We start from the raw sequence: 24,040 nt of genomic DNA, 5'->3' as shown, positions 1-24,040 counted from the left end.
TAAGTAGGTTAAATGCTATAAATAGATGATATGGTATAGATATGTGACACATTATAGTCATATAGTTAGATAGTTAGATCGTAGGCAATAAATAGCTGATGAGATTCTTTTTAAAGATATTTGAAATAGACTGATTAATATAATCGTACATTGTATGTAGAATGTGGTAGCGAATTATATAGCATGCTATATTGAATTATAAGCACGTTGTATTGAATTATGTAGTGCGATTAATGAGGTGATAGAAGTGAAGGCAATGCATAGACAGTTTCAAAAATATAGACTCATAGTAGGTATTCTAGGAGTATTGCTAGTGTGGCCTAATACAAGTCAAGGGAGGGCGGAGGAGCTTAGTATTGCTGGTGACCATGGTAAATTAGCTGCCATTATGCAAATGCCAGATGCGGTTTCGAATTATCCTATGGTAATTATTATGCATGGTTTTTCTTCTTCAAAAGATGCTAAGCTTTTACAGCTCATAGCTGATGATTTGGAACAGGTTGGCATTGCGTCCATTCGCTTTGATTTTAATGGGCATGGCGAGAGTGACGGTCGTTTTCAAGATATGACAGTGCTCAATGAAATTGCTGATGCAAAAGCTGTGTATTCTTATCTGAAAGACGAGGCTTCTAATAGAAGTGCCATTTCGTTTATTTCGCTTGTAGGACACTCTCAAGGCGGCGTCATTGCTAGTATGTTAGCCGGTGAATTAGCGAAAGAAGAAGCCGAAGATAGTATTAAAAGTGTAGTGTTACTTGCACCGGCTGGTAATATTCAAGATGGATTGATTGGTGGCTCCTTCTTTGGCATTCAATACAATGTGGAGGAATTGCCAGAGGTAGTGGAATTGCCAAGTGGCTTGAAGGTAGGGCGCAATTATTTTAAAACTGCATACGACTTGCCTATTTATGAAACTGCTAAGCAGTATACAGGGCCAGTTGATATCATCCAAGGGAGTGACGATATGGTAGTACCTGCTCGATATGCACAGCGTTTTGACAAAGAGTATGCCCGTAGCGAGATTCATATGCTCCAGGGCTATGATCATGAATTCACTCAAAATCAAAGTTTAGTTGCCAGTATGGTGAAAGACTTTATAGTTAATAAGACAAGTGACTCTGCACTAGTAGATAATGCTACTTTGCCGTGGTGGGATAAAATTATACATTGGTTGAAGTCGATAGTAGCGTATTTTATATAACATGCATTCATTAGTTTACTACTGAGGGAGAAATTAAGTCTGTGCATTAATGCACAGACTTTTTATGTTTTAGACAAAAATATAATGTATACATGTTCCTTTATCCACTCTCATATATTGTAATTCTATAGATTTTATGATATCTTATAGAAATACAAATGTCCTTTTGTTGTGGAGGGAGGTGTTTCTGTGTCGGACCTTAGAATTAGGGAGTTTCCTATATCTTTAGGTCGATTGCCTACTGGCGCTAACAATTCAATTACTGATATAGCAGGTGTTCGCGTCGGGCATTGTACGGTTAATGCAGAGGCGGTGCGAACTGGAGTGACAGTGATTGTACCTTGTGAAGACAATCCGTTCACAAATAAACTGACGGCCGCTACATATGTGCAAAATGGCTTTGGCAAATCTGTAGGGCTTATGCAGATTGATGAATTAGGCAGCTTAGAAACACCAATTGCCTTGACGAATACCTTGAATGTAGGCAAGGTGAGCGATGCATTAAATCAATACATTCTTGATAGATGTAAAGCAGAGGGTGTGACAGTTCAATCTATTAACCCAGTGGTGGGAGAATGTAATGATAGCAAACTCAATGATATTAGCCAACGCGTTATTAATTGTGACGAAGTGAAGGTAGCCCTTGATAGGGCATCAAAAGGATTTGAACAAGGTGATGTAGGCGCGGGTCGCAGCACCGTGTGTTTTGGCTTTAAAGGTGGCATCGGTTCTGCTTCTAGACTCATCGAAGTGAATGACCAGTCATATGCGATAGGCGTACTAGTACAGAGCAATTTCGGTGCTACAGAAGATTTTGTTTTGCAGGGCCAATCCTTGGGACAATGGTGGCTAGATCAGAATGGTAAGCTAACTGAGGAAGCACATACATCTGATGAGACTTCTACCAGAAGGCTTACACAGTTTGATTATAGTGAATGTGATCAAGGCTCTATTATGGTCATTGTGGCTACTGATTTACCAGTAAATAGTCGGCAATTGAAGCGGATTATTAAGCATGCTGCCGTAGGCATTATGCGCACTGGCGCTTATGTAGGGCATGGCAGTGGTGAAGTGATGATTGGCTTTACTACGGCTAACCGAAAGCCTCATGAGGGGCCAGATTTTCAAATGGAGCAAGTTATCCGCGAGGATGCCTTAAATCCAGCCTTTCTAGGCGTAGCAGAAGCGACATATGAAGCAATTTTAAATTCTTTAATAGCCTCTGAAGGGGCTATAACAAAAGATGGACATGGTTATGTGAGCTTTAAAGATGTGTTGATGAAGTGGCTCAATAGAGAGAATCATTAGGTTGTGGGTAAAGGAGATGGAATGTTATGAAGAAATCTAAGTGGAAAAGCTTGTGTGGCCTAGTCCTCGCAGCATCAATTTTCTTGGCTGGCTGCGGCTCGGACTCCAATTCTGGAGCCGTTACGATTCCAGAGGGCAAATCTGTATCACAGTCTAAAGATGTGGTAGCAGCCATTCCGGTAGATATTACTACAATGGATCCAATGGATACGAGCGATACTTTATCGGGCGGTATTCAACGATTGATTATGGACGGACTATACAGCTTTGATGATGATATGAAATTAAAGCCTATGTTAGCAACTGGTTATACAGCGAACCCAGAAGCTACAGAATATACATTTACTTTGCGTAAAGGGGTAAAATTCACTGATGGTACAGAGTGGAATGCCGATGCAGCGATTGCGAATGTGAATAAATGGACCGATAAGAGTTTAGGCTTAAAACGCACTAACTTTATCTCTGATGTTATTCAAAAAGTTGAAAAAATTGATGATTATACAATTAAATTCACTCTTAATAAACCATTTGGTGCCTTCGTAAATAACATGGCACATCCAGCAATGGTTATGATGAGCCCTAAACAATTGGCACAAGGCGTTGATGTAACAGCGAAACAACCAGTTGGTACTGGTCAGTATAAATTCGTTGAATGGGTACCTGGTGATCATGTAAAATTAGAACTTAATAAAGAATGGTGGGGCTATAACAAAGATGTTTCTGGTGGTGAACCTATCGTAGCTTCTGACGCGGGCTTTAAGTCCATTAGCTTTAAACCAGTTATTGAAAGTGCGAGCCGTGTAGCAATGCTTCAATCTGGCGATGCGCAAATGGTCTTTGATGTACCAACTGAAGGTTTTTCAGCGCTAAAAGAAGACCCTAATGTTAAAGCAGAACAAATTGAAAGTATCGTAGTTCGCTACTTGTTCATGAATACACAAAAACCAGCGCTTAGCGATATTCGCGTGCGCCAAGCTATTGCTCATGGTATTGATAAACAAGCCTTCCTCAATGTAGTTCGCAATGGATTAGGTACAGTAGCTACTTCCGTTATTGGTCCTAATGTACAGTTCTATAAAGGTAATGACCCAGTTCCTTATGACGTGAACAAGGCTAAAGCACTTCTTAAAGAAGCGGGCTATGAAAATGGCTTAACGTTAAAATTATTGATTTTCAATACAACTTCAAGCTTAAAGCAAGCTGAATTCTACAAACAACAATTAGCTGAAGTAGGTATTAATGTGGAAATTATTTCCATGGAAAGTGCTATTGTTAACCAAAAGGTACAAGGCTTTAGAGGTGAAGGTAAAGATGCGGAATATGACCTTTATATTGCAGGTTGGTCCCCATCTACTGGTGATGCAGACTGGGGTATTCGCCCAATGTTAGCGTCCGAGTCCATCCCACCGCTTAATTACAACTTGTCTTACTATCAAAATCCAGAAATGGATTCTTACATCCAAGCAGCTTTAACTACATCTGATAATGAAGCGCGTAAGCAAGCCTATGCGAAAGCGCAGGATTTATTCTGGAAAGATATTCCAATGTTAGCTGTATCTAATGAACCAGCTACTTGGGCAACCTCCAATAAGATTGTGAATGTACGCTTATTCCCAGACAATGGTATTAACTTGTCTAAAGCGCGCATGGCTGAGTAAGGAAGTAAAGCAATTGGGGATAGTTTTACAAATAGAGCAAAGATTTCATACATTGTTCATCAATAGTGGAAATTTGCGTTTTTAGGCTGGAATAGCCGCAGTATGTTTGATAAAATATAAATAGAGTCTGGCCACCAGTGCATCTGGTGGTCTACTCATTTTTAGATACTCATTGTTTGAAAGGAGAAGGTCCTTATGCTTAAATATACGTCACGCCGTTTGCTGGGCATGATATTGACCTTATTTTTAGTAACGACCTGCGTATTTTTCTTTGTGCGCTTAATACCAGGTGATCCTGCCCGATTAGTAGCTGGTGAACAGGCTACGGAAGCTGATGTGCTAGCCGTGAGGGCTCAATTAGGTCTTGACGAACCAGTGACCACACAATATTTAAAATACATTACTGGCGTGGTACAAGGCGATTTGGGAACTTCTTTACGTACTAAACGACCAGTAGCAGAGGAAGTAGGCTATCGCTATGGCAATACATTAAAATTAACCTTCCTAAGTCTTGGTTGGGGCACAGTGGCTGGTGTCGTGTTAGGTGTATGGTCTGGTCGCAATCGCGGTAAATGGCAAGATTATACCGGCATGGCTACAGCCGTATCAGGGATTTCCATGCCTTCATTCTGGATGGGCTTCCTTTTAATTATGGTGTTTAGTGTTAAATTACACTGGTTACCTACGACGGGCGCAGCAGGCTTTCAAAGTTATATTTTGCCGGCCATTACATTAGGTACAAGTATTGCTGCTATTATTGCGCGCTTTACTCGTTCCTCTATAGTGGAAACCTTGAAGGAAGATTATATTCGCACAGCGAGGGCGAAGGGCTTATCTGAAAATGTAGTAGTTTGGAAGCATGCGTTTAGAAACTCTATGTTGTCTGTAGTAACTGTTGTGGGGCTTCAATTTGGTTTCTTATTGGGTGGTGCCGTTATTGTAGAAGCTGTATTTGCCTTTCCTGGATTAGGTTCTTTATTGATTCAATCAGTAAACTACCGCGATTATCCGGCTATTCAGTCCTTGATTTTAATTTTCTCAGCACAGTTTATCATTATTAATACCTTAGTTGATATGCTGTATGCGACTTTAAATCCTGAAATTAAATTGTCCTAGGAGGTTCCGTATGAGTGAAAAATTACAAACCATTCAGCCAGGGGCTCCTGGTGCAGCTATGGATATGCATGAAGAAATAAAAACACCTATGAAGGTGATGACACAGCGCTTTTTAAAACAGCGTAACTCTGTAATTGCGCTTGGCTTTATTTTGTTTTTAGTTGTGCTCGCATTCATTGGACCGCTGATAGTTCCTTTTGATGTAAATCAATATGATTATTCCGCTATTTTACAAGGGCCGAGTAGTACACATTGGTTTGGTACCGATGAATTTGGGCGCGATTTATTCTCCCGTATTATTTTAGGTACACCTATTTCTTTGGCTGTAGGCTTATCGGCAGTAACCATTGGTGCTGTGACTGGCACTGTATTAGGCTTGCTTAGTGGTTACTATCGCGGTTGGATTGATGCGGTGGTAATGCGCATTTGCGATACTTTATTTGCCTTCCCTGGCATTATCTTGGCTATTGCCATTGTAGCGATTTTAGGGAGTGGTCTATACAATGTTGTTATTGCTGTAGCCGTTTTCTCAACACCCACGTTTGCCCGTATTGTGCGCAGTCGCACGATGGCTATTAAAGAGTCTGTGTTCGTAAAAGCAGCCATCAATCTAGGTGCTTCAGATGCGCGAATTTTATTTAAACATATTTTGCCAGGCGCGATTCCTGATATTATTGTGCAGTATACTATGTCTATTGGTACATCGATTTTAACTGCATCAAGCCTTAGTTTCTTGGGGATGGGGGCACAGCCGCCAACTCCAGAGTGGGGGCTATTATTATCGAATGGACGCCAATATATTGCCACAAATATTTACACAACAATTTTCCCTGGGCTTGCGATTTTCTTTACCGTGTTAAGTTTCAATACTTTAGGTGATGGTCTTCGCGATGCACTAGATCCTAAATTGACAGAATAGGAGGTATGCAAGATGGCAGAAAAGAAGAAAATTTTAGAAGTAAAGCATCTGCATACTCATTTTATTACTGATGATGTAGTAGTAAAAGCTGTAGATGATGTGTCCTTAGTGCTAGAGGAAGGCTCTACGTTAGGTATTGTAGGTGAGTCCGGGAGTGGTAAGAGTGTAACAGCCTTGTCTGTTATGAATTTGCTCATGGGTACAAAAGGGAAGGTTGTAGAAGGTGAAATTCTGCTCGATGGTGATGACATCCTTAACATTCCCGAGTCTAAGAAACGCGATTTACGCGGTGGGCGCATTTCCATGATTTTCCAAGAGCCTATGACGAGCTTAAACCCTGTTATGACTATTGGAGACCAGCTGATAGAATGCATTAAAAATCATGAAAGTTTATCGAAGCAAGAAGCCTATGATAGAGCCCGCAATATTTTAGAAATGACCGGTGTGCCACGAGTTGATAAGATGATGAAGGAATATCCCTTCCAATTATCCGGTGGTCAACGGCAACGCGTTATGATTGCTATGGCGCTTATTTGTGAACCAGAAGTGCTCATTGCCGATGAGCCTACGACGGCACTGGATGTGACAATTCAGGCACAGATTTTAGACTTGATGAATCGCTTAAAAGAAAAAATTGGCACGTCCATTTTATTTATTACCCATGACCTAGGTGTGGTGGCAGAGATTTGTGACCAAGTAGCCGTTATGTACTGTGGTCGCGTAGTAGAAACGGCAGATGTGTATTCCTTGTTTGGTCATACGGCCCATCCTTATACACAAGGTTTATTGGCATCCATTCCTAAATTAGGCGAAAAGGTAGAGGAATTAACTGTTATTCCTGGCAATGTGCCAAATCCACGACGTATGCCAGCAGGTTGTAAATTTGCTCCTCGTTGTCCACATGCCTTTGAGCGCTGCTTGCAAGAAGAACCGGGCTTTTATGAAGTGGGCAAAGGACATTTTAGCCGTTGCTGGTTAAATGCCCCAGACAATGAAGTTAAAGGAGGTGAAGCATAATGGCAAAGAATATTTTAGAAGTGGAAGATTTAAAAATATACTATCCTTTGGCTAGTGAAACCTTCTTTGGTAAAGGGGGCGTTGTGAAAGCTGTGGATGGCGTCACCTTTGATATTCGAGAGAACGAAGTTTTTGGTATTGTAGGCGAGTCTGGCTGTGGTAAGTCGACCTTGGGGCGTGGTTTATGTCGCTTAGACCCTATTACAGAAGGCCGCGTTGTATTAGATGGGCAAGATATATCTAAGTTTGACCGCAAGCAAATGCGCCCTATTCGCAAGACGATTCAGATGATTTTCCAGGATCCGTATGCTTCATTAAATCCTCGTATGAGCATTTTTGATATTATAGCAGAGCCTATTCGCATTCATAATTTAGCTAAAAATGACAAGGAATTAGAGGAGCGCGTTGTCAACTTGTTGCGTCGAGTAGGTCTTGATGCATATCATGCGAATCGTTATCCTCATGAATTTTCCGGTGGTCAGCGTCAGCGTATTGGCATTGCTAGAGCTTTGGCAGTAGAGCCTAAGCTTATCATTGCTGATGAGCCCGTATCGGCTCTAGATGTGTCTATTCAGGCCCAGGTGTTGAATTTGTTAAATGAACTTAAAAAAGATTTAAATTTAACTTATATCTTCATAGCTCATGACCTCAGCGTAGTAGAGCATATTAGCGACCGTATTGGGGTTATGTACTTAGGTAATTTCGTGGAAGCGGGGGATAAGAATAAGATTTATAAAAATCCTCTTCATCCGTATACAAAGGCATTATTGTCGGCGGTGCCAATTGCCGATCCGACAGTAAAGCGGAAGCGTATTATTTTAGAGGGAAGCATTCCATCTGCTACGAATCCACCATCAGGTTGTAAATTCCATACGCGTTGTCCAAAGCGCATGCCTATTTGTGAAACAGTAGCACCGCAGCGCTATGAGCCAAGTCCTGACCATTATGTATATTGCCATTTATATGATGATAAATTGGAGGCACAAGCTGCTGAGTCATAATACTCGGTGGGTAAGGAGCGATATATATGAAATTATTTATTAGCGCAGATATAGAGGGCTGTGCAGGCTGGGCATTTCGCGAGGAAGGTCATATAGGTGAATTTGGTTATGACCATATGCGCCGCCAAATGACACGTGAAGTGCGTTTAGCTTGTGAGGCGGCCTATGAGGCAGGGGCTGCTGAAATTGTAGTGAAAGATGGCCATGGGGGCGCCAATAATATTGATCCACTGGAGATGCCTTCTTATGTAACATTAATACGCGGTAAGAGTGGTCATCCCTATAATATGATGGTAGGTCTAGATGAAAGCTTTGATGCGGTGGCCTATATTGGGTATCATGCAGCGGCTGGTGATGTAAATTTTAGTGGTAGTCATACCTCCACGGGGCAAAGTTTATATATTCGCTTAAATGGCGAAGTGATGAGTGAATGCATGCTCAATTCTTATACGGCTCTTAGTATGGGTGTATCACCTATCTTTATTTCGGGAGATCGCGCCATATGTGAAGGGGCTAAAGAATTTTTGCCTCATATAGTAACAGCTGAAACTAAGCATGGTGTTGGTGGTGCTACTTATTGTGAAGCACCAGCCATTGTGGAAGAGCGCATACAAAAGGGTATAGCTTTAGCCGTTCAAAATTATCGACATGCTCCGAAACTACCAATGCCAAAGAATTTTGTGTATGAAGTGACTTTTAAAGATTGGCAGAGAGCGTACAAAATGTCATTTTACCCGGGTATGAAACAGGTAGGAGACTTTACTATTCGCCTTGAAAGTCCCCATTGGCTAGATATTGCCACAGCTCATAGCTTCGTGGTTTATTGATAGGTGAACTAAGCTCTTTAATAGACGAACTAAGATTTTTAATAAACGAATTTAGTCCTTTAATAGATGAAATAAGCTCTTTAATAGATGCATTAAGTTTTTTAATAGATGAAATAAGCCCTTTAGTACATGATGAGTGAGAGAAATCTCAGAGGAGGTTGTCCTATGAAGGTTGAACTAATCCGTGATTTGAGTAATGCCTTTGGCCCAAGTGGGTTTGAGGAAGATGTAGTACGCGCTGTAGCTAAACATACAAAAGAGTATGCTATTGCTCACGATGCTATGCTTAATACATACATTCGCAAGCCTAAGAATGAAGGTTGTCCCTTTGTAGTACAGCTCGATGCCCATTTAGATGAATGTGGCTTTATGGTGCAGGCGGTTAATGATGATGGCACTTTATCAATCGTCACCTTAGGAGGTTTTCATCCTACGAATTTGCCAGCTCATACGGTGTTAGTAAGAAATAGAAAAGGCGAATTGCATCGTGGTATTATTGCTGCTAAGCCGGTACACTTTATGACGGACGCAGAGCGAGCTTCACAAGCCATTGCGATTGAAAACTTAAAGGTTGATGTAGGCACAACGAACCGTGATGAAACGGAACGCGTTTTTGGCATTGCTCCTGGTGATCCTATAGTGCCAGAGGTAGTATTTGACTATAATGAGAAAACTGGCGTGTGCTTTGGTAAAGCCTTTGATAATAGAGCAGGTTGTGCTTGCATTATTGATACTATGGATAAGGTCTTTGCTGCAGATGAGGCACCGAAGGTGACGATTGTAGGCGCTTTTGCCGCACAAGAAGAGGTGGGCATGCGCGGTGCTAAAGTAACGGCCCAAGTTGTAAAGCCTGACTTAGCTATAGTGTTTGAAGGGTCCCCATCGGATGATTTCTTTGTAGCGGCTACGCAAGCACAAGGGCGTATGAAGGAAGGGGCGCAGATTCGTCTCTTTGATAAGAGTTATATTTCTAATCCAGCCTTCGTTGAGTTAGCTGAAACAGTGGCTAAGGAATTGAGCATTCCTATTCAAGAAACTGTGCGCCGTGGTGGTAGCACGAATGCAGGTGTCATTAGCTTAACCGAAAAAGCAGTGCCTACCCTTGTCATTGGAGTTCCTTCGCGCTATGTACACTCTCATTATAATTACTGTGCTATGAGTGATTTAGAAGCAGCATCTGACTTAGCTGCCGCTGTTATTGGTGCTTTAGATGAGAAGACGGTGCGTCATATCTTACGACAAGATGTACTAGACTAGTGAGCTTGTCTTATATGACATGAGATTTAAATTAATAGCTGGTACAAGTTGTGAATGCTAAGTTTGACCGAGACTGGTAGTCTGTTTTAGTTGATATGAGTTTTTATAAATAAGCACAATGAAAAGCCCTTAGGAAACGTCCTAAGGGCTTTTAGATTTCATTAAAAAACTTGTAATTATGATGGATATATGTTAATTTTATATGAGGAAGAATTACTATTATAATAGTAGGAATAGAATGTTACATTTGCTTTTTATGTATAATAACGATATAGAATAAATAGCAAGTGTATGATTGAGAAAGAGGAGGAACCTATGAAAAAAATGAAGCTAACAGGCTTAGTTGGCTTAGCTATGATGGCTATGCTAGCGCTTGCAGGCTGTGGCGGTGGCTCAGGCACTACGGGCCTTGTGGATATTCCAGAAGGTAAGTCTGTATCGCAACAAAAAGATGTAGTCGCTGCGGTGGCTGTAGATATTACAACTATGGATCCAATGGATACGAGTGATAATTTATCGGGTGGGATTCAACGTCTCGTTATGGATGGCCTCTATGGCTTTGATGATAATATGAAATTACGTCCTATGTTAGCCACTGGCTATACAGCGAATCCAGAAGCAACAGAGTACACATTTACTTTGCGTAAAGGCGTAAAATTCTCTGATGGCACAGATTGGAATGCTGATGCAGCCATTGCTAATGTGAATAAATGGATGGATAAAAGCTTAGGCTTAAAACGTACATCCTTCGTGTCTGGCATTATTGAAAAAGTAGAAAAAATTGATGATTACACCATCAAATTTACCCTCAATAAGCCATTTGGTGCGTTCGTAAATAATATGGCGCATCCTGCTATGGTGATGATGAGTCCTAAACAATTAGAAGCAGGCTTAGATGCCGCGGCTAAACATCCAGTGGGGACTGGTCAATATACATTTGTTGAATGGGTACCAGGTGACCATGTAACATTGGCTTTGAATAAAAACTGGTGGGGTTATAATAAAGATGTTGCTGGTGGAGAAGCGTTAGTTCCTGCTGATGCGGGCTTTAAGACAATTACATTTAAGCCTGTAGCTGAAAGCTCTAGCCGCGTTGCTATGCTTCAGTCTGGGGATGCACAAATGACCTTTGATGTGCCGAGTGAAAGTTATGATGCCTTAGCGCAAAGCGATAATGTACATGTAGATAAAGTACAAGGGATTAGCGTTCGTTACTTGTTCATGAATACGCAAAAACCAGCTCTTAGCGATGTGCGTGTCCGTCAAGCTATTGCAATGGCAATTAACAAGGAAGACTATATTAAAGTTGTCCGCAATGGTTTAGCATCGGTAGCGACATCAGTAGTTGGTCCTGATGTGCAATATTATAAAGCAAATGATCCAATTCCATATGATGTAGAAAAGGCGAAAGCATTGCTTAAAGAAGCAGGCTATGAAGATGGCTTGAAACTTAAATTATTCATGTACAATACAAGTACTAATGAAAAACAATCGCAATTTTATAAACAACAATTAGCCAATATCGGCATTGATGTAGAAATTAATGGTATGGAAAGTGCTATTGTAAACCAAAAGGTACAAGGCTTTAAAGGCGAAGGTAAAGATGCAGAGTATGATCTATACATGGCCGCGTGGTCTCCATCCACTGGTGATGCTGATTGGGGCATGCGTCCAATCTTAGATTCTACTTCCATTCCACCAAAAAGCTATAATCTAGCTTACTACCAAAATCCTGAAATGGATGCTTTATTACTCGCCGGTCTTACTACTTCTGATGATGCAGCTCGTGCGGCTGCTTATGCAAAAGCACAAGATTTAGTTTGGAAAGATTTACCGATGATTCCAATGGTAAATGATTTCAGTACTTGGGCTACATCTAACAAGATCAATGGCGTCAGAATGTATCCTGACAACAGCATTAACTTGTCTAAAGCAAGAATGGCTGAGTAAAAATTAATAATTAAATAGTAGTTCTTATGGCCGCTGGCGCATAGGTGTAAAATTTGAAGCTTCTTGTAAGAAAGTTTTAAAGCACTTGGCGCGAGCGGTTTTCTTTATTTTACTTGGCAGGTGGTGATGATGAAGTGCCATAGTGCTGTGGAGATGAAATATGATGTTGAGTATGAACTGTGGTGAAGTGGTGGGATTGTAACTGTAAAGCATAGTGAAGTGATGTGACGGTAGTGTATGTAGTTTCGTACATATTTTTATGGTCGGAAGTATTTCATGAATAGGATACAAAAATATCATAATAAAACCTGCCCAAGAAAGAGGGATTTTTATAGGTCTATGGAGAATAGTATAGTATTAGGATACGTATGTGAATTTTAGCGCAGTCCAGGAAAGTGTGAGTACGATGGCCAATGAAAAAGTAACATTTCATCGCTTAACAATGAATAGAGATATACAGCCTCAGTACTATGTAATGAAACTGGGGCTATATCATGATATTATTATCGAAACTGTAGATGGTGTACCAGTGGATAATATTCGAGAATACATCCATCATTATATTTCAGACGATCATATAGGTGTTTATGAGCTTGGCGAGTTACAAGGGGGAGAGGTTAAATTAGTCCTTGTCTATGATATGGATAATGAGGCCCCTATTAATCCTATGGCTACTAAGTTGGCAGAAATCAGCGCAGCCTATAAGTCATGTAGTGTAGAAGAGCCTTCAGAGCCTACTAAGGGCTCTAATAGAGTCTCTACCATAGGTTCTGATAGGGAGGCTATTAAAGAATCTATTATAGGGCCTGCTATTTCTTTTTATACTAGTTCAGAAAGCGCACCAACAGAGATTATTATTACGGATAGAGCATTTATTTGCTTGGCAGTGAAGAACGATGAAGAGTATACTTTGCAGGGCATCCCTGAAAGTATTAAAGATGATTTAGTGAAGGAATTAATACAAACTTTTGAGCCACAGCGGGAGTTGGATTTCACAACAGGCCGTACAGTGCGAAAGCTAGCGTTAGGTAGTCCTTCCATGAATCGGGTATTTTGTAATATTTTAAAACAAGTAGCTCAAACTGATGTAGATTTACATGTGGAACATGATTTTATAAATAAAGACAAGTCTCATGTTATCTATTATCGCAGTGCTAAAGGCTTGTACTTAATTGAATGTACTCATATACCCAAGTCCAATCATATAGAAGTGACTATGTTTAGACGGGTTAAAGTGTTACATCAAGCCTTTGATCAAGCAGCCTTGAAGAAAATGGAATTTATGGAAGCATTGGGGATTTTAAATGGCCGATTCGTAAATAAACGCGTAGCCATGGGGAAGGCCCTAGAAGGCGTAGTAAAACAATATCTTCAGGACACTGGTTATGAGTATAAAAAAGCAAATCCAGAGGACCCTGATTGGAAAGATGATTATGTGAGCATTTTGCCTTATAAGGATAATTATTACGCTAGTATATGGTTAGTTGATGACACGCAAATGCACATTGATATAGAAGTGAAAAAGAAGATTGTTCATATGAAAGTGTATGAGGAATTGTTGAAAAAAGAGTATGAAGCAAGATAAGCATATGATAGATGATGAGAGATTGATACAACAAAATAGTTTTTCTACTGGCATAGCAGGAAGTCCGCTTCGCCCTAAGTTTTATGTGATGAAGCTAGGTATTCACGATAAAGTCTATAATGAAGCAGTAGAAGATTTTGATCCACAGAATATGACTGAATATATAGAGTATTATTTTCCTAAAGGTGCAATGGGAATAAAGGCTCTAACCTTGGAAGATAAAGATGTAGAGCTGGGTGAAGTAAATGTAGCACAGAGAGGCGAAACCGTTGCGTTAGACCGGGAAACTGAGATAACAGGAAGTGCTAAGGCAGATACGACTTGTAAGGCGCAATTAGTTATTGTATATCGGAAGGACCCTCAACTTGTAGCACAAGAACAAGCTCTATACGAAGCACAGCGTTCTTGGATGGATACGCTTTCTGAAGGCGTAAAGCCTGTTGTGAAGACTGGCACCAAGATGTTAGCTATTGTTGGTAAAGGGCTTTGGAGTGCAACTAAGATGCTCTTTTTTACAGCGAATCGCGTCAGCGGTGGCGGTACTCATGTTATTACATTTCGCCATCAAGTGGCCCAGTTAGAACGCAGTCATTTGATTGGGGGTGAGCCGGTAAGCAGTCGGTATAATACATTGGCGTCTAAATTAGTGGGCACCGATGTATTCGGCGAGGCATTTTTATGTTGCATGCCTAATGTAGAGACTCTTGAAATGACTGAGACTGTTGGCAAAGAAGGGACTAAACAGCAGTTTGACATTAAGTTTTATGAGATGCATGCACCGCAGCGATTATTGGCTTTTAGCGAGTCGAGGAGACTACATATAGAACGAGTGCTAGAACGAATTTTTGAGCATCAGCGGACCATTGAATTTGTTTTTACTCATACAGTTCGGCGTCTGATTATGAAGACGAAGGACACTGAAACTGTATTTACTAATGCAATTCGAGACTATTTGGGTGATGAAGAAATCCTCAAGATTGAATATAATAAAATCAATGCTGATGAATCTTGGGATATGCATTATCGTTCTAAAAGTGGTGATTATTTTATCGCCTGCAATCAAGATACTAGGAGAGAAAATGTATTAGTTAGTATTTTTAAACGGGTAGATAGTTTAGATTGTAGAATAGATAAAATTGCTAGAGAAAAGCTAGAGTATAATGAAGCGCTAGAAATTTTAAATGGTCGCTTTGGCAATGTACGTGTAGCTACTTCAAAAATGCTGGAAGAAATCGTAAAAGCTTATTTAGATGAACAAGGCTATACGTATAAGAAAGCCATACCTATAGAAGAATTTGAGAATCCGCAAGATTATTCAGTACTTCATAGCCGTGACCATGTGTATGTTACCCCTTATGGTGAAACTTACTATGCCAGTGTGGAACTTGTAGACAATACTTGGCTTCACATTGACTTGGAGGAAGGTCGCAAGACCGTGCATATGGAAGTGTATCGAGAAGCTTTGCGGAAGCTGTATGATGGTAGTCAGATTAATTATGCTGTTTAATGAATTGTAATTGTATCTAAAAAATAAGGACATTAAAGGAGTGTTATTATGAGTAAAATTGTAATGAATCGCAGTAATATAGAGCGGTTGTTAGTTGAAAAGGTTAAGGAATTATTAAGCGTAGATATTGAGTTTAATACCTTGCTTAGAGATATAGATACAGAAGGGTCTAGTTCTATTTACTTACAAAGTACAACTGGTGAGTATGTGGCATTATGTCGGCAGGATAACAGTTCTCGCACACTGTATATTAGGGCATTTAAGCTGGCGGAACAGTGGGCAAAGGACTTAGATAGTAAAGAGAAGGACATGTTTGAACAAGCCCTTTCGTATAATGAATATGGAGTGGTACGGGATCCTGTAGAATTGGAGCAATGTTATCAGGCCAAATTTATTGTAGAAAGCTGGACTAGAGACTATGCAGAGCGCAATAATTTAGTTATTAAGAAACTAGTGGGGGCTAATGGGAACCCTACTATTGTGAGCGTCTTTGTAGAAAAATTAGAAAAACTCTTTATTGCAAATATGGGATTAGAAGATGGCACTCAAGCTGTTGTAACACTGCAAATAGAGGAGAAAAATGCGTTGCTAAGCGCTTATGCAGAAGTGGGGCAGTGGCAGATGGAGGGGCGATTGATGTAGATGTATGACTTAGTTGAACAGTAGCTCATAGTTTTTTATATCGCTATGATAATCATATGGCGCCAATCCATGATGCCTTGGCTATTGCGTATTTAATGGATCCATCAGTCATCACAGAGCTTGTAGATGCTAATGTTGATATTGATATTTCCGGCGGTCTTTGCGATGGTCGGATGGTAGCGGATATTCATAATACGAAAAAGTTTAAAGATTCAATTACTGCTAAAGTAGCATTAAATGCTGATGTAGATAAATTTGTTCAGATTCTTAAGGAAAATTTAGGTAAGTCTAACATCGAGAATAAGTAATATGTTATCTCATATTAGCAGTTGGATTTTATAGGACCTAAGTCTAATCTTAACTTTTAATTTCACAAAACAAAAAGAACCCTTCTAAGGGTTCTTTTTCTTGCCCTCGTTCTCACCGAGGTCTATAATGTTCTTAATAAGTCTATAGTATAAGGCTCTTTTCCTGATAGTACGTTCCAGGTATTGGTTTATAAGACTTAGTGTAAGTAAGTAGATATGAGTAATTGTATGTAAGTATGTATTAAGAAAGGGGCATTATGTATGGGAGTTCAAGTAGAACCAACAGGATCACCGAATCCTAATTCAACAAGTTTTTTAGAGCGTCAATTTAAGTTATCAGCCTTAGGCACATCGGTGTCTACCGAGATTATTGCAGGGATAACAACGTTTACGACTATGGCCTATGTGCTAGCGGTTGTGCCAAAGATGATGGGGGAAGCAGGTCTTCCTGCTGGTGAAATTTTAACTGCCATGGTCTTCATGATTTTCCTTACCTCTGTAGCTATGGGGCTGTATACGAATCGACCATTTGTATTGGCACCAGGTATGGGCAGTGTAGCGATTTTCTCCATTACCCTTATTCAATTACAGCATGTAAGTGTAGGCATTGCCTCAGCTATTGTATTTTTAAGCGGTATTTTATTTATTTTAGTTACTGTGCTGGGGATTCGCGATGCTATTGTTAATGTAATTCCTAAGGGCGTTAAAATATCCATCAGCGCTGGTGTAGGTCTTTTCTTAGCTGTTATTGGACTTCGCAATGCCCACATCATTATTGCTAATGCGAAGAAAACAGCCTTTGCTTTTGGGGACTTAACACAGCCAACCGTATTATTAGCGGCCATTGGCTTTTTATTGCTTATTATTTTCCAAGCACGCAATATAAAAGGTGGTGCACTATACAGTATTGTGCTAGCGACTTTGATTGGTATTCCTATGGGGGTCACCAAGGTTCCTACTACATTCTTTAGCTTACCTGATGGCATCAGCAATGTAGTACTTCATTTTGATTTGATGGGAGCTTTGGATATTAAGTATTTACCATTCCTCTTTGCCTTCTTCTTGCCAGATTTCTTCTCTAGTTTTGGTACAGCCATTGGGATTGGTGGTAAAGCAGGCTTTTTAGATGAAAATGGTGATTTGCCAGGTCTTCATAAAGTATTTTTAGTAGACTCTGTAGCGGCGACTTTAGGATCCTTGTTTACCATTCCAGTGTTAATTACGTATCTCGAATCAGGTTCTGGTGTAGAGGCTGGTGGTCGCAGTGGTTTGACAGCCATTACAAGTGCCGTGCTATTCCTTCTATCTTTATTGATTACTCCAATCGCCCTTATGATTCCGGCAGCGGCTACAGCGCCAATTTTAGTATATGTTGGGATTAGTATGCTTCGCGGTTTACGCAATTTAGACTTTGAAGATATGGCTGAATATTTGCCTGCTTTTATATGTATTGCGTTTACAGTGTATACCTTTAATATTGCGAATGGTATTGCCCTTGCGTTTATTACCTATGTTGTAATTAAGTTGGCGTCAAATCGCATGGCTGAATTACGTTTGGGTCACTATTTAATGGCTATTTTATTCTTAGTGTATTTTTATAGTATTGCCGGTGTAAAATAGATGGATATATGATGACAGCATAAGTAGCCTGTAAATAAAGGGGCTAATATAAAGGAGATCTGTGATGAAATGTGATTTGATTTTAAAGCATGGGCAAGTTTACAATGCATATTTTAAAAAATTTATTGAAGCTGATGTAGTTATAGTAGACGGCAAATTTTTCTATATTGGCGATGTCAGTCAACATGATTTCGACGGTGAATGCCTCGATGTTAGTGGACAATATATTGTGCCAGGTCTTATAGATTGTCACATGCATATTGAAAGCTCCATGACAACGCCTACTTGGTTTGCTAAGGAAGTATTGAAACATGGTGTAACTACCTTGATTGCAGAGCCTCATGAAATTGCCAATGTGTATGGCGTTGAAGGCATTAAAACTATGTTAAAGGATGGCGAGCATTGTGGTGTAGACGTCAAATTAGCCATTCCTAGCTCTGTGCCATCTACTAGTGAAGAGCTTGAAACTACTGGTGGCATTATTGATGAAGCAGAGGTTCGGGAATTATTAGAACATGAACAAACCATTTGCTTTGGGGAAGTCATGAATTGCCGTGATTTAATTAATGATGAGCAGTCAAAGACTAGACGTTTAGTATCTCTTTGCCGCACACTGCGCCCAGAACTGCCTATTGAAGGACATTGCCCTGCATTTATGGATTTAGAATTAGCAAAAATCTTATATCAAGGGGTGGGCGCGGATCATACAGAACAAACGCCAGAGCGCATGGAAGCACGTATTCAAAATGGCATGTTTGTACAGCTTCAAAATAAGACTTTGCGTCAAGAAAATATAGATTATTTAAAGTTTAATAATTTGTTTGAGCACTTTGCCATCGTTACGGATGACACTATGCCTCATGATTTTGTAAATATAGGTCATTTAGATGCGCTAGTGCGCAAGGCTATGGGGCTTGGTTTGACACCAGAAGAAGCGATTTATGTAACTACTTATACGCCAGCTAAGCGCATGCGCCTATATGATCGTGGTGCTATTGCGCCTGGTTTGTTAGCGGACTTTATTGTACTAGATTCATTAGACTCATTTGCCATTAACTCCGTATATCGTTTAGGCAAATTAGAATATGCTAAGACCATGAAGTATGAAGCTGATTCAGCTAGTGTAGAGTCTATCAAAGCGGCTACCGAAAGCTTGTATGCACCATATATGAATAGTGTGCATGTGCCGGAACTAAGTGCCGATGATTTTACCGTTAAAGCGCCTATTAAAGAGGGGACTGTTAATTGCGTGCTTATGAAAGTGCAGGATGGAACTACTTTCATTGAGCGACAATCAGTAGAGGTTCCCGTGCGCAATTATGAGCTTCAGTGGGAAGAGACGCCTTATGCGTTAGCTTGTGTCATTGAGCGTCATGGGAAAAATGGAAATCGTGGCTTTGCTTTAGTTGGTGGCAATGCATTGAAGCGTGGTGCAGCAGCCACTACCTATGCTCATGATCATCATAATTTGCTCGTTTTGGGGCAAACTAAAGCTGATATGGCCTTAGCAGCAAATACCGTTGTGGCTGAGCAAGGTGGTTATATTGTAGTAGAAAATGAAGAGATTCTAGCATTTGCCCCGCTTAAGATTGCAGGGATTTTATATAATGGCCCTATGACTGACTTAGCCCTTGATATTCAAAACGTGGTGAACGCCCTTCATGGCTTAGGCTATGAGCATAGTAATGTCATTATGTCCTTAAGTACTTTAGGTCTACCAGTAAGTCCTTATGTGAAAGTAACCGATAAAGGCTTAATTGATGTAAAGAAACAGTGTATTATTCCTTTAATTGAAGCGTAATTCGCATAATATCAAAGAATCATACCGTGCTGTGCAGGCATGATATAAGCTGTACGGACTGAGTGAACAGTTTGGGACAGTGCGCGTTAAAAAAGATGGCGTAGGAGTCTCAGTAGGAATTTTCTTGGAAGTAAGATTTGTTGTGAATGATATCATTTAAATGAATATTACCTATAAATAAAAGTTTAAAAGCAACCTTTTGTAGATAGTTTTTACTTTAAATTCTGTTATTTAAGTGAATTTAAGGGAAATAAAACTATAATATAAAGGTTGCTTTTTTATATTTTAAAATTTAACAATACGTGTAAATGAGGGGGAATGTACACTGGAGAAAATATATTGAAAAAAGTGAAGACTATTTATTTATGCATATTAATTTGAAATAAAAAATCAAAAATTAAAAATGTTTTTATACAGTGGACTTGGAATCGATTTGACACAATTTTTATAGTTGACTATATTGAATAAAATCAATTAACATATTAGTGCAATACATATGAAATTTTCATTAAGTTATAAAAAATATAAATGATTAATGGTATTTCATATAGAATGAAAATTTAAAATCAAAAATAAAACTCTTATGTTGTTGAAGGGTACATTCATAAGAAATACAAGAAAAATTATATCCTTCTAATGTAATGAAATTTAAAATTCAAGTGAAAATGGAGGAGAACTTACGTGTCTCAAGATTTAAAACAAATGAAAAAATTAGGTTTAGCATTGGCAGTAGCTGCTGTAACTGGCAGTGTCACAACGGCTGTATGGGCTGCTGATAATACAGTTGGTACAGGTAGAGGGGTAGCTCTTGGTACAGGCTCAAGGGCGTCAGTTAATACTGAGGACTCTATCGCTATTGGTGAAGACGCTAAGGCTTTATATAATCAGTCTATTGCTATTGGTAAAAAATCAGAAGTAGCAGGCATTGCTGCTGTGGCTATTGGTAGTACGGCACAGGCACATGCTATGAATGCTATTGCGATTGGTACCAATGCATATACTGATGAGAATGATTCAATCGCCATTGGTACAAACTCTAAATCTGATGGCTCATTAAGCGTAGCGATTGGCCAAAATGCATTTGCTAATGGCTATGCAGTGGCCATTGGGGATAATACGTCAGCATCGCTCAATAAAGGCGTTGCTATTGGGACTAAGGCAAAAGCTGAAAAGCCACAAGCCATTGCTATTGGTAGTGATGTAAAGGCTGACGCTAGAAGCTCTGTTGCTTTAGGCGATCAAGCAGCAACTACAGGTGATGTGTCCATGGCATTAGGGCCATTGGCGAATGCTTCGGCTACTAGTTCTGTGGCATTAGGTTGGGAATCCTTGGCCGATCGTGCTGCTGGCTCTGTTGGCTATGACCCATTGACCGGTCAAAATTCTAGCTTAACCTCCCCAACGTGGAAATCTGTTGGTGGTGCAGTTTCTGTTGGTAAATCTGGAGCATTGACTCGTCAGATTATCAATGTGGCAGCTGGTACTGAAGATACGGATGCGGTGAACGTAGCACAGTTAAAAAATGTAGCTACATTAGCTAAAAATGCTGGTAATGTTAACTTAAAATTCAGTGGTAATGTTGGCACAGGTACAGTGAACTTAGCTACTCAAAACTTCAGCATTACTGGTGATGGCAATGTGACTACTACAGCAGCGGCTAATGGCATGATTGTGGGCTTATCTAATGAGGTTAAAGCAAAAATTGACTCCATTACACCTGTAAAATATATGTCTGTTAATTCCACAGAAAAAGGTACAGGAAGCAACATTGCTAATGATGGAGCTACAGGTTCTAATTCCATTGCTATTGGGCCAAAGGCTTCGGCGACTAATACAGGTGCCATAGCATTGGGTAAAGAAGCGTCATCTAATGATCAATTTGCTATTGCCATTGGTAATTTAGCTAAGGCGCCTAATCAAAGCACTGTGGCCATAGGTTATAAGGCAGAAAGTAAGGTTGGCCCTGTCTATAAGGATACCGGCGAACTTAATACAGAAAAGCCAGAATCAGGGCATAGTAGCGTAGTGATTGGTGGTTTGGCCAACACACAAGGGTCAAATGCCACTGCTGTTGGTTATGGTGCGAAAGCATTATTCCAGAACAGTACAGCCCTTGGTCGCTCTAGTTCTGCTAAGAATTTTGATAGCTTAGCCCTAGGGAGAAGTGCTGTTGCTAAGCATGATAGCGGTGTAGCTCTTGGCGCTCAATCTGTAACTGACCGCGCTGCAGGCGAAAAACTAGGCTATAATCCATTGACTAATGCTGATGCTACTGATGAGTCAGCAACTTGGAAATCTACTTTTGGTGCCGTTTCTGTTGGTACAGCCGCCACAAGCTCTAAAACAGCGAATACTCGTCAAATTACCAATGTAGCAGCTGGTTCCTTAGACACTGATGCGGTGAACGTAGCGCAGTTAAAAGCGGTTAAAGTAGAAATGGTAAAAGGCACTAACATTAGCTCCATTGATACTGATGTGACAGCTGGTTATACAAAATATACGATTAATGCGATTGATACAGTAGTAAAAAATGGTACCGCTACATATAATACTGATGGCACCGGAACGATTACATTAAATACAGAGTCTAATGGTGAAACTGGTACGGTAACTATAGATGGTTTGCAAGATAAATACATTACAGGTGCTAAGCTTGAAGGTAATACATTGACAATTAGTCGCAATGACAATGAAACATTTACTATCGAAAATATTGCTACTAAATCAGATGTAACTAATGCTGGTGATTCTCTTTCTAGTAAATTAGCACAAGGCTTTAAAATTAAAGGTGGCACTGCAGATAGTGAAGGCGCAACCATTGCTCTTGATGGTGATACAGCACCAGAAATTACCTTTGATGTAAAAGAGGCTGATAAAGGATTAACTATTACACGGGAAGGTAATGTGATTTCCTACGGTATTGATGCTACTAAATTGGCTGAAACTTTAGGTGTAGATCCTACAAGCTTAAGTCAAGCAGGAGCTTGGACTATCCAAGGTGGTGGTGATGATAAAGCTACCATTAGTGGCGCGAAAAAAGTAAACTTCGTTGGTGGTTCTTTCACAAAAGTTGACGTAACCTCTACTGGAGAGGGTGCTCAAGTATCTATCGGCTTAGATGAAACTGCTACTAAAGCGATTCAAAATGTAAACACATTTATTAAAACTGATGAAAATGGCAATGCAAAACTTAATGTAGTAGGCGATGTTGAAACTGGCGTAAAAGTAGAAGCGCAAGCTGATGGCTCAACCAAAGTAAGCCTTGAAGAGAAGGCACAAGTTGGTCAAGTAGCTATTGATGGTAAAGATGGTAAAGGTGAAATCACTGGTTTAACTAATACAACTTGGACTCCAGATAAACCTGAAACTATTAAAGCTGACCGTGCGGCTACAGAAGGTCAATTACAAGGTTTAGCTGAACATATTGCAGGCGATATTTCTAAAATTAACACAGCTATTAATAATAATGGCAAAGAGCTGACTACTGAAAAAGCGACAATTGGTGGTAATACAATCATCGATAAAGATGGTATTACAGTAAATAATGCCAATGGTGAAGGCTCTACAAAGATTACAGGTGACTCCATCACTACGGGTACAGTAAATACTGATAAAGTAGTAGTTGGTGGCAATACATATATCTCTGAAAATGGTTTAAATGCTGGCAATAAAACGATTACTGATGTAGCACCTGGTGTTAATGGCACTGATGCAGTGAATATGAATCAATTAAATGAAGTAGCTCAAGGCGTTAACAAGGTAGGTTCTGCAGTAAATCGTTTGAGCAATCGCGTAGATAAAGTAGCAGCTGGTTCTGCCGCTTTAGCAGCACTTCATCCATTAGATTTTGATTCCGATGATAAATTAAGCTTTGCCGTAGGTTTTGGTGGCTACAAAGGTGAACATGCAGCGGCTCTTGGTGCGTTCTATCGTGCCAATGACGATGTAATGTTCAGCTTAGGGGCAACAGTTGGTAACTCCAATGATCAATACAATGCTGGCGTATCCTTCCGATTTGGTGACTCCTCTCCATACACTAATATGAGCAAGACTGAAATGGCTAATAAATTGGAATCTCAAGAAAAGGCCATGAATCTATTACAGGCTGATAATGAAGAATTAAAAACTCGTCTAGCTAGATTAGAAGCTTTAATTGCAGCTAAATAATGTATTAACAAAGCTAAGCTTGTATTAAAATAAGTGTTAGGCTTGGAATAAAATTGAGTACAAGTTTTTAGGAATGTTAAAAAGAAGTTTAGAATAAGGTTAAGAAGAAGTTTAGAATAAAGTTAAGAAGCATACTGTAGTAAATTTAAATAACGA

17 protein-coding genes are annotated in these 24,040 nt (G+C 39.8%); all 17 read left to right on the top strand.

Annotated elements, in window-relative coordinates; genetic code table 11:
• Window positions 1-313: 313 nt before the first annotated feature.
• On the top strand, window positions 314-1,201 hold the full coding sequence (locus tag QZR90_RS00240) for an alpha/beta hydrolase (RefSeq protein ID WP_295787353.1): 888 nt from the start codon (window positions 314-316) through the stop codon (window positions 1,199-1,201).
• 189 nt (window positions 1,202-1,390) lie between these two features.
• Window positions 1,391-2,509, top strand: a complete 1,119-nt coding sequence (locus QZR90_RS00235) for a P1 family peptidase (RefSeq protein ID WP_295787351.1) — start codon at window positions 1,391-1,393, stop codon at window positions 2,507-2,509.
• A gap of 26 nt (window positions 2,510-2,535) precedes the next feature.
• On the top strand, window positions 2,536-4,167 hold the full coding sequence (locus tag QZR90_RS00230; RefSeq protein ID WP_295787348.1) for an ABC transporter substrate-binding protein: 1,632 nt from the start codon (window positions 2,536-2,538) through the stop codon (window positions 4,165-4,167).
• Window positions 4,168-4,362: 195 nt separating this feature from the next.
• Window positions 4,363-5,283 (top strand): ABC transporter permease, encoded by a 921-nt coding sequence (locus QZR90_RS00225; RefSeq protein ID WP_295787343.1) that lies wholly within the window; start codon window positions 4,363-4,365, stop codon window positions 5,281-5,283.
• A 10-nt stretch (window positions 5,284-5,293) separates the two neighbouring features.
• The gene (locus tag QZR90_RS00220) at window positions 5,294-6,202 is read left to right on the top strand and encodes an ABC transporter permease subunit (protein ID WP_295787340.1); all 909 of its coding nucleotides are present in this window, start codon (window positions 5,294-5,296) and stop codon (window positions 6,200-6,202) included.
• A 12-nt stretch (window positions 6,203-6,214) separates the two neighbouring features.
• The gene (locus tag QZR90_RS00215; protein WP_295787336.1) at window positions 6,215-7,219 is read left to right on the top strand and encodes an ABC transporter ATP-binding protein; all 1,005 of its coding nucleotides are present in this window, start codon (window positions 6,215-6,217) and stop codon (window positions 7,217-7,219) included.
• Window positions 7,219-8,220 (top strand): ABC transporter ATP-binding protein, encoded by a 1,002-nt coding sequence (locus QZR90_RS00210; protein ID WP_295787334.1) that lies wholly within the window; start codon window positions 7,219-7,221, stop codon window positions 8,218-8,220. The genes QZR90_RS00215 and QZR90_RS00210 overlap by 1 nt, the downstream gene beginning before the upstream one ends.
• A 26-nt stretch (window positions 8,221-8,246) precedes the next feature.
• The gene (locus QZR90_RS00205; protein ID WP_295787330.1) at window positions 8,247-9,047 is read left to right on the top strand and encodes a M55 family metallopeptidase; all 801 of its coding nucleotides are present in this window, start codon (window positions 8,247-8,249) and stop codon (window positions 9,045-9,047) included.
• 165 nt (window positions 9,048-9,212) lie between these two features.
• Entirely contained in the window at window positions 9,213-10,304 is a 1,092-nt protein-coding gene (locus QZR90_RS00200) for a M42 family metallopeptidase (protein WP_295787326.1), read from the top strand.
• A gap of 315 nt (window positions 10,305-10,619) precedes the next feature.
• Window positions 10,620-12,254 (top strand): ABC transporter substrate-binding protein, encoded by a 1,635-nt coding sequence (locus tag QZR90_RS00195; RefSeq protein ID WP_295787323.1) that lies wholly within the window; start codon window positions 10,620-10,622, stop codon window positions 12,252-12,254.
• 370 nt (window positions 12,255-12,624) lie between these two features.
• Window positions 12,625-13,839: a hypothetical protein gene (locus tag QZR90_RS00190; RefSeq protein ID WP_295787321.1), complete on the top strand. Its 1,215-nt coding sequence runs from the start codon at window positions 12,625-12,627 to the stop codon at window positions 13,837-13,839.
• 4 nt (window positions 13,840-13,843) lie between these two features.
• The gene (locus QZR90_RS00185) at window positions 13,844-15,346 is read left to right on the top strand and encodes a hypothetical protein (protein WP_295787318.1); all 1,503 of its coding nucleotides are present in this window, start codon (window positions 13,844-13,846) and stop codon (window positions 15,344-15,346) included.
• A gap of 48 nt (window positions 15,347-15,394) precedes the next feature.
• Window positions 15,395-15,988: a hypothetical protein gene (locus QZR90_RS00180; RefSeq protein ID WP_295787313.1), complete on the top strand. Its 594-nt coding sequence runs from the start codon at window positions 15,395-15,397 to the stop codon at window positions 15,986-15,988.
• A 56-nt stretch (window positions 15,989-16,044) separates the two neighbouring features.
• On the top strand, window positions 16,045-16,296 hold the full coding sequence (locus QZR90_RS00175; protein WP_295787309.1) for a nucleoside hydrolase: 252 nt from the start codon (window positions 16,045-16,047) through the stop codon (window positions 16,294-16,296).
• 261 nt (window positions 16,297-16,557) lie between these two features.
• On the top strand, window positions 16,558-17,916 hold the full coding sequence (locus tag QZR90_RS00170; RefSeq protein ID WP_295787306.1) for an NCS2 family permease: 1,359 nt from the start codon (window positions 16,558-16,560) through the stop codon (window positions 17,914-17,916).
• A 64-nt stretch (window positions 17,917-17,980) separates the two neighbouring features.
• Window positions 17,981-19,717, top strand: a complete 1,737-nt coding sequence (locus QZR90_RS00165; protein ID WP_295787303.1) for an adenine deaminase C-terminal domain-containing protein — start codon at window positions 17,981-17,983, stop codon at window positions 19,715-19,717.
• Between the two features lie 702 nt (window positions 19,718-20,419).
• Window positions 20,420-23,884, top strand: a complete 3,465-nt coding sequence (locus tag QZR90_RS00160; RefSeq protein WP_295787300.1) for a YadA-like family protein — start codon at window positions 20,420-20,422, stop codon at window positions 23,882-23,884.
• Window positions 23,885-24,040: the final 156 nt, after the last annotated feature.

It is taken from the genome of uncultured Veillonella sp., from assembly GCF_900545795.1.
Lineage (GTDB): Bacteria > Bacillota > Negativicutes > Veillonellales > Veillonellaceae > Veillonella_A.
This window is presented reverse-complemented; position numbering and strand designations above follow the sequence as displayed.